This is a genomic window from Mesorhizobium sp. M7A.F.Ca.CA.001.08.2.1 (assembly GCF_003998455.1).
GTDB lineage: Bacteria > Pseudomonadota > Alphaproteobacteria > Rhizobiales > Rhizobiaceae > Mesorhizobium > Mesorhizobium ciceri.
Genome location: NZ_RZPW01000280.1, coordinates 1 through 7,361, shown reverse-complemented (window position 1 = coordinate 7,361; position 7,361 = coordinate 1). Strand labels below are relative to the sequence as shown.

At 57.0% G+C, this 7,361-nt stretch carries 7 protein-coding genes; all 7 read right to left on the bottom strand.

Annotated features, from left to right (window positions below; all coding sequences use genetic code 11):
• Positions 1-449 (bottom strand): cation:dicarboxylate symporter family transporter (locus EN914_RS17750; RefSeq protein WP_127223546.1); only part of this gene is annotated, 449 nt, incomplete at its 3' end.
• A 377-nt stretch (positions 450-826) separates the two neighbouring features.
• The gene (locus EN914_RS17745; RefSeq protein WP_024505871.1) at positions 827-1,588 is read right to left on the bottom strand and encodes a sulfotransferase domain-containing protein; all 762 of its coding nucleotides are present in this window, start codon (positions 1,586-1,588) and stop codon (positions 827-829) included.
• Positions 1,589-1,877: 289 nt separating this feature from the next.
• Positions 1,878-2,666: an ABC transporter permease gene (locus tag EN914_RS17740; RefSeq protein WP_024505872.1), complete on the bottom strand. Its 789-nt coding sequence runs from the start codon at positions 2,664-2,666 to the stop codon at positions 1,878-1,880.
• Positions 2,667-2,669: 3 nt separating this feature from the next.
• On the bottom strand, positions 2,670-3,584 hold the full coding sequence (gene nodI / locus EN914_RS17735; protein ID WP_024505873.1) for a nodulation factor ABC transporter ATP-binding protein NodI: 915 nt from the start codon (positions 3,582-3,584) through the stop codon (positions 2,670-2,672).
• A 260-nt stretch (positions 3,585-3,844) separates the two neighbouring features.
• Entirely contained in the window at positions 3,845-5,170 is a 1,326-nt protein-coding gene (gene nodC, locus EN914_RS17730) for a chitooligosaccharide synthase NodC (protein ID WP_032899868.1), read from the bottom strand.
• A gap of 15 nt (positions 5,171-5,185) precedes the next feature.
• Entirely contained in the window at positions 5,186-5,845 is a 660-nt protein-coding gene (gene nodB, locus EN914_RS17725; RefSeq protein ID WP_024505874.1) for a chitooligosaccharide deacetylase NodB, read from the bottom strand.
• Positions 5,842-6,432 (bottom strand): NodA family N-acyltransferase, encoded by a 591-nt coding sequence (locus tag EN914_RS17720; RefSeq protein ID WP_024505875.1) that lies wholly within the window; start codon positions 6,430-6,432, stop codon positions 5,842-5,844. The genes nodB and EN914_RS17720 overlap by 4 nt, the downstream gene beginning before the upstream one ends.
• Positions 6,433-7,361: the final 929 nt, after the last annotated feature.

The following is a 7,361-nucleotide window of genomic DNA, read 5'->3' as shown; positions in this document are numbered from 1 at the left end:
GGGATGATGTTCATCAGGAAGCTGGTCACGGACTGCTCGTGAGCCGTGGCCACATAGCCCTTAACGGCTTCGACATCGAGCGAGGCCGGATCGATGTTGAGGCCGGCGCCAGGCTGAACGATATTCGCGACAATCAGCCCGACAACGAGTGCAAGCGTCGAGAAGGTAAGGAAATAAACCATCGCCTTGGCGGCAACTCGGCCGACCTTCTGCAGATCGCTCATGCCGGCAATGCCGGTCGCAATTGTCAGGAAGATGACAGGTGCGATAATCATCTTGATGACTTTGATGAAGGCATCGCCGAGCGGCTTCAGGCTTTGGCCGGTTTCCGGATAGAGGTAGCCAATTGCGGCTCCAAGGACCATGGCGGCAAGTACCTGCACGTAGGTCCGGGCAAAATGGCGCTTGCGGGGCGCTGCGATCGCGCGGGGGACTCTTGGAACCAACATCGTTTCTCTCTCCCTGACCGGATCGGGGTGGGGGCTCCTCCTTCTCCCATGCTGCGCTCCGGTCGAGCGCTGCTGTCATCTCGGAGCAAGTGCCGTGCCAACTGGACGCCTGTCCCGTCCAGCGAGATTGGTGCAGTTGCGCACTGGAACCCTCCACCTTGCCGGAATTCTGCACTCGAGGCTCGCCAAAGATCGCGTCTGAGGAAGTGCTTCATCAGAGAGGGAATTGACCAGGTCGCCTTGCGCCCGTGCCCTTTGATGTTCGCCGCAGATCGACTGCCGGTTGCCTTGGTGACTTTGGTTTGTCAGTTTTGGAACGGAATGCGCGCAAACTGCAGGATATCCTACACGCCCATCAGAGCACGCGGTACAAGCGATTAAGCGTAGGAGCGCATTGAATCTCCGAGGTCAAAAAATCTTGAATAAGGTCCGCGTGCGAAGTGAATCCGCAACTCGTCAAAGTTCTCCACCGTTTGATCAAGCGGTCGCGTTTCCTGGCGCTGCAAGATGGCGTTATCTGATGGCTCAAGCGCTGGAACGCCCAGGAAATCCCAAACCGCTCCCAAGCATTGGGCAGGTTCGTGAAGTAGGCTCTCGTATTCCATTACAAGCAGGTTGGTCGACGTGAAGGAGTCCATAACGCGAGCGTGAAAATCGTCGGCGGCTTTGAAATAAGCCTCACAGTCGGCGATTGACAACCTGACGCTCGGTGGCCGAGCGGTATCGTTGTCCGAGCTGAACTTCAGCCACTGACCGCTTTCCCTGGCCTGCACAAAGGATCGGAGCGATTCCAATACGTTTCGGCGAACAACGAGGATGACCTTGAGTGCTGGCCAACGAGCTAATTCCGCAAAGAATGCTGGACGCTCGCGAAACTGAGGTTCATTGATCTTGCAGCCAAGATGCGTCACATTCTTGTAGTCGCGCATAGGGCAGCGCACATAGGCAAGCTCAAGAAGCTCGCGATCCGTGCCTAGCAGGCGATCCGTGCTGGGCCAATTGGGATCATATTCGTTTAGCAACTCACCGTTACTCAGAACGGTCGGATGCTCGTTTAGCAATTCTTCTAAATAGTGTGTTCCGGTCCTTGGCATAGCAAGGATCACAAAAGGCTCAGGAGTTGGTTCGTTGTGGGTCATTGCATGTGTATCCAACTAAATAATGGCCGCGACGGTCTGGGGACGCGCACAAGAAGCTTGGCTGCTATCGCTTGAACGCTCCGGGTGGGTCCGCGCGCCTCACCACCCAGCCTGTACTCCGAGGTGTGGTCGCGAAGATGGGCGCGTGCCTGCAGCGGCTGGGTGGCGCCCGGCTTCGGCGTTGTTGTACCACTCGCGATTCCTGGCACACGCATGCCTCCGGGCCGCTGGGGGCAGTTTGCAATCCGGCATTGCGGACCTCCTTCTCGTTGATGGGCGTAGGTAAGCGTCAACGCATTAGTCGTCGATGAAACAGTCCAGCCGACAGAAAAAAAGGCAATACAGCGAACATGCAAAGTGCGCCTATATGCAGCCCTACATTGTCGCCCAGGCGGCCGAGCATCACCGGACGGATTAGATCGATAGAATTCGCCAGCGGCGAGAAGGCCGCAATCTGCTGAAACACTCCTGGCAATTGGCCGACTGGAAAAACCGCGCCCGAAAGGAACAGCATGGGTGTGATGACAAGCGTCTGATAGAAAATAAAATAGTGATAACTGGGCGCGAGCGCGATGACGAGCATGGCCAGGCTCGCAAAGGCGAACCCGGTGAGAGCGATGACCGGCAGCACGTAGAGAACCGACGTCCACGCGGCATAACCTAGCGCGGCGGCAACAATCGCAATTGTCGTACCGGCCAGAAAGGCCTTTGTGGCTGCCCAGGTCAATTCACCGAGAACGATGTCGCCGAGGGTAAGTTGTGTGTGCAGCATTGCTTCCCAAGTGCCCTGATCGCGCATTCGACCGAAAACCGCGTAAATTGTTTCGAAGGTTGATGCTGTCATCGCGCTCGTCGCAACCATGCCGGCTGCCAGAAAGGCGATGTAGGATGCACCTTCGATGCGGCCTACCAACAGTCCAAGGCCAGTGCCGAGCCCGAAAAGGTAAATCATCGGATCAGCAAGGGTGCCGAGCATTGAAGCAAATGCCACCTTCTTCCATGCCAGATGATTGCGGCGCCACACCGCGATCCAGTTCCAGGCGTTGGCGGGTAGAGCGGCCGCAAAACGTTCACCCATTGCTCACTTCTCCATCTCACGTCCGGTTAACCTCAAGAAAACGTCCTCCAGACTGGGTGGACGCTCTAGAATACGCAGACCCGCTCGACCGCGAAGCTGGATGCGCACATCCTCCGGCTCAGGCGCATAGCAAAAGAGCGTCTCGCCGCTTACCTCGACACGCTGAACGTACGGTCTGATCAGCGAAATCAGCTCCTGTGGATTGCCGCCGAAGATCTCGATCACGTTGCACCCAATGTACTCGTCGATCAGCGCATGAGGACTGCCCTCGGCGATCTTGCGTCCCCGCTCGAGAACACACAGCCGATCACAAAGCCGCTCAGCCTCTTCCATGAAATGGGTGGTCAAAATGATCGTTTTTCCGCTCGCCAGCAGGAAACGAAGTCGCTCCCAGATCAGATGGCGGGCATGCGGGTCGAGGCCGGTCGTGGGCTCATCCATCACAAGCAACTGGGGGTCGTTGATCAGAGCACGTGCCAGCGTCAGGCGCCGCTTCATCCCGCCGGATAGCAGGCCGACACGTGAATCCGCCTTGCTCTCAAGGCGAGCGAACTCGAGGAGCCGTGGGATGACGGCGTTGATCTCTCTTGTACTCATGCCGAAGTAGCGCCCGAACACCAACAGGTTCTCGCGTACCGTAAATTCCAGGTCGAGATTGTCGAACTGCGGGACCACGCCTATGCCCTTGCGGGCCAAGCGGCTGCGTGCCGGCACTGGTAGACCGAGGACTGTTATATCACCCGCGTCAGGCCGGGTCATACCGAGGAGCATACGCGCAATCGTGCTCTTGCCTGCGCCGTTCGGCCCCAGCAGACCGAAGCACTCTCCCGATGCAACGGTGAAGGACAGCCCGTCCACAACGAGCTTGTTTCCGAATAATTTGGTTACGCCGGTAAGGTCGATTGCTACATTGGACATGCGTCTATCTCAAGCGGAATGAGTCCGATTGGCCACCGGCAGCTTACTTGCGAATTCTGGTTCAGAGCAGGCCACCGCCTTGAGATGGCACCTTTGGAAAGTCGCGGCCGGAGCGACGCGTGTATCGCTTCCGCCAAAGAATAACGTCAAGATGCCACGTGTCGCTTCCAGATAGTTCCCGTTCTGACCATAGGTAACTCGAAAGCTTCACCCCGTGTCGACTGACACAACTTACTCGGTCACTCGGCGCTGCAAGGCCGTCAGACTTCACCAGCTGTGAGCGAAAGATCTGCAGTATGAAGTGACTCCGCAATTCCAGAATTGCCCGCAGCATTTGCTCCGGCAAGCGGCATCGCGCTTGTGATTTCCTTTGTGCTCCTGTTGGGCAGGGGAACACTTTTACGCGACAGCCAATCGCTATTGCTCAATGTACACAGGGCGTAAGCCTTCAAGGGGATCAACAGGAATATCCTGATTAACGCGTGCATTGAATAGCCGATGAATCGAAGCTGCCGAGTGCGGAAAGATAACACCGTAGATCTGATTATGGTCATCGTGACAATAGCCAGCACCGTCCACCAATTTACTGTATGTGAAAATAGTAGCTCACCGAGCGCCGTTACTACCGCGATGCCGAGCAACAATGGGCCGAGATTCTCTCCCATCACATCCAAAGTTAGATAGCGATCCAGGCCACGCAGTAGACCTCGCGCAAGCATCGTGTCCCGGAAGGTGCTTCGTGCCCAGCGGAGTTGTTGGCGCAAATAAGGTCCCATCTTGTCCGGAACGACTGTCGCCGCGACGGCACCTGGAACGTACTCGGTTCGAAAGCCTGCTTTCAGCATGAGGATCGTAAGATGACGGTCTTCACCGAAGTCGCTTGGTTTCCCCCTGAACAGCTGCGTCTCGTATTGATCCAGCAGAGAAAGGAGACAAGACCGGCGGTACATTGCACATGGGCCGCAGCAGCACATGACCGCACCAAAGCGACCTTGCGCCGCGCGCTCCTCATTGCAAGCCAGCCAGTATTCCATATCGATCAATCGGGTCAACCAAGTGTCGCTGCGGTTGTATGCCGTCAGCTGGCCCATGGCCGCTCCGACCATGGAATCCCGCATTTTTACTGCAAGCTTTGTGATGACGTCGGACGCAAGTGTCGTGTCAGAGTCGACGCTGAGCACGAAATCTCCAGATGAGCGGCGGATGGCGGCGATCTGCGCCTTGCGTTTGCCAACATTCTCGCGGAGCAGAATGAAATTGAATCTCGGGTCGCCCTCGTAGGCGTGATGTACCGGGATGACGGCATTACGATTTCCAGAACCGTCGTCAACCAGATAGACCTGAAATGTTCCGGCGTAATCTTGATTTGCAATGGAAGCTAAACACGCCGCGAGTGTGCGCGGGTCCTCATTGTAGCAGGGGATAATGACATCCACGCTCGGCCAACGGTCGGATCCGAACAAGCTTTCCGACGGCGGCGTAACATTTTCCGGTTGGGAGTAGACCGCTTGCATGCCTCTGTAAACAGTCGAGAGCACCGCATAAGACGAAACGGCAACAGTACTGGCTGTGGTGAGAAGGTCCATAGGATCTCTGTTTGTTCAGGGGTGTTGAGGAAGTGATCGGATTACAAATCCGCGGCCGTGCAATTCTGGAATTAGGCGTGACAACGCTGTCACCGTCTGGTCGCGCAGACTGGCTTGATTGCCTGGTTGCAATTCGTCGGGAGCGCACCCGTCGTGCAACAGCACGATTGCGCCCGGCCGGATATCGGCGAGCACTCTGTCGACGATGGCGTCAACGCCGGGGCGAGACCAGTCGCGTGGATCAATGGACCAATGGACGGGCGTCAATGCCGCACCCGCTGATGCAGCGATTACTTCTTCGGTCCAGATGCCATACGGTGCACGAAAGTACCGAACCATGGCCTGCGGGCAAGCCATCCCTATGACTCTGTTTGCCTCAACTATCTGGCAGTCGACTTCGACGGACCCGCATTTGGCCAGGTCCGGATGAGTCATCGTGTGGTTGGCTATACCGTGCCCGTCTGTAATAATTCGGCGAACGAGTTCCGGCTCGTCGGCCGCGTAGGCCCCAACAACGAAGAAGGTCGCCGTCACCTGATGTTGCGCCAGCACATTGAGTATCTGCGGTGTGAAAAATGAATTGGGACCATCGTCAAACGTCAGATAGACGCTGCGCTCTGCAGTGCCATCGGCATTGTCACTCTGCCCTTCGCATATGTAGTCCAGAGGCTTCATAGTTCCGGACCGTTCCGGTCGATCAGGGTACCGGACGGCCACTCGTCCATCGAGCGTCCGATCGGCGAAACCAACACGAGTACGTCTTCCAGGCGCGTGGGCGGCAGGTCGGGATGCACATCTGGACGGGTCGATCGTACGCGAACGCCCGACACAATGTTCGCGAGGCCGGCTCTGCAGAATCTTTCGACATGGTTTCGCAGCGCGTGCCGAACCGTGCCGAAAGCGAATGGAACACCCAACTGATGGAGCACTGGGTACGCCACGCGCATCGAAAAACCGATTCCGAGCCCTTCAAGATCCGGACGAACCGCGTACAGGCCCAATTCAGCGACGATCAAGTCGACCTCGCCAACTTTGATGAAGCGCCGCAGCATGCCGATGTGAGCCGCTACCCCATGCGCGTCGTAGCCGATTGCGCGGAATTCCGGCCTCGCGCCGGCCCAACTGCGGCCGCCTTCGAATGGCTCCGCGTTGAAGGCGCCAGTCCGTCCATAGGTCTTTCGAAAAAAGTCGGAGAGTTCGACATGGTCGGCCAGTTGCAGCTCATTTTCCCAGCACAACTTCCAATCGACATTCGGGCGCATGGAAGACCTCACCTTGGAGCTGTCTGGTTGAGATAAATGTTCAAGCATTGGTTAAATAATTGGCATCGCACCAACGGGGCGTAACTTGTGGAGACCGCCGAAAGACCAAGCCGTAATGCAGATGCGACTGACTTTGTGCGCCCCGCACACCAGATGATGCTCATCGGATCCAACGCAACCATGGGAACTACCTATCTTTCCAACTTGAAGCGCCTCTATGGGACCTGCAGCAAAAACGGTAAAATCCTTTGTTTAGATGAAAGGTATCCACGCTTTGGATAACTGGGCGAATGCGTTCCATATGGCTGGTCAATTATCGTCGTCACGCTCGAGGCACTTCTGACGAAGCGCAAAGCTCACGCCCGCGGCACGCGCGGCCGTTGCCGGGCCGCGCGATTATCTCCGTAAGAGCCGAGCGGAGCTCAGACACGACGATTGATCAGAATCTGATTCGCGGGTTCAGTATCTCTTTCGTGTATCCAGCTCTGGGCTGTCCTTTGGCGGGAGTTAGGTTCGCCCAGGTTCTGAGCCTGGGGCGTCGGCCCGTTCGCCGCACAGGCTCCTTCGCACATCGTCGAGGCCGAGAAAGAGGGGGCCACACAGCTCCCCCTGTACTTTCCACCACCCGACACCAGCGCTCACCCAGGGCGCCGGCCTTGCTCACCTCAACGGATAGCGCACTCGCGCCGCTTCACGATTAAAAGAATTCTACAAGCAGATGCCTGTTTGATCGTGAGACGTCCGCTGCCAATTCCCGCATCGCAGAGGCAGCCAATAGCGCTCGCTTCACATAGTGGTCCGGCAAGCAGCTAGATACGACAGGTGACCTCAAATGAGGCGTCTTGCATGGCTTCTACACCTGCCTGAATGCCAGAACTGCGTTCGTACCGCCCATGGCGAAGGCGTTGCTCATGGCGACGCGCACCTTG

What these genes read in the sequence shown, in the direction of transcription:
- nodI (WP_024505873.1), bottom strand. Translation starts at nt 3,584, where the DNA reads ATGTCCAATGTAGCAATCGACCTTACCGGCGTAACCAAATTATTCGGA.
- EN914_RS17720 (WP_024505875.1), bottom strand. Translation starts at nt 6,432, where the DNA reads ATGCGCCCGAATGTCGATTGGAAGTTGTGCTGGGAAAATGAGCTGCAA.
- nodB (WP_024505874.1), bottom strand. Translation starts at nt 5,845, where the DNA reads ATGAAGCCTCTGGACTACATATGCGAAGGGCAGAGTGACAATGCCGAT.
- nodC (WP_032899868.1), bottom strand. Translation starts at nt 5,170, where the DNA reads ATGGACCTTCTCACCACAGCCAGTACTGTTGCCGTTTCGTCTTATGCG.
- EN914_RS17740 (WP_024505872.1), bottom strand. Translation starts at nt 2,666, where the DNA reads ATGGGTGAACGTTTTGCGGCCGCTCTACCCGCCAACGCCTGGAACTGG.
- EN914_RS17745 (WP_024505871.1), bottom strand. Translation starts at nt 1,588, where the DNA reads ATGACCCACAACGAACCAACTCCTGAGCCTTTTGTGATCCTTGCTATG.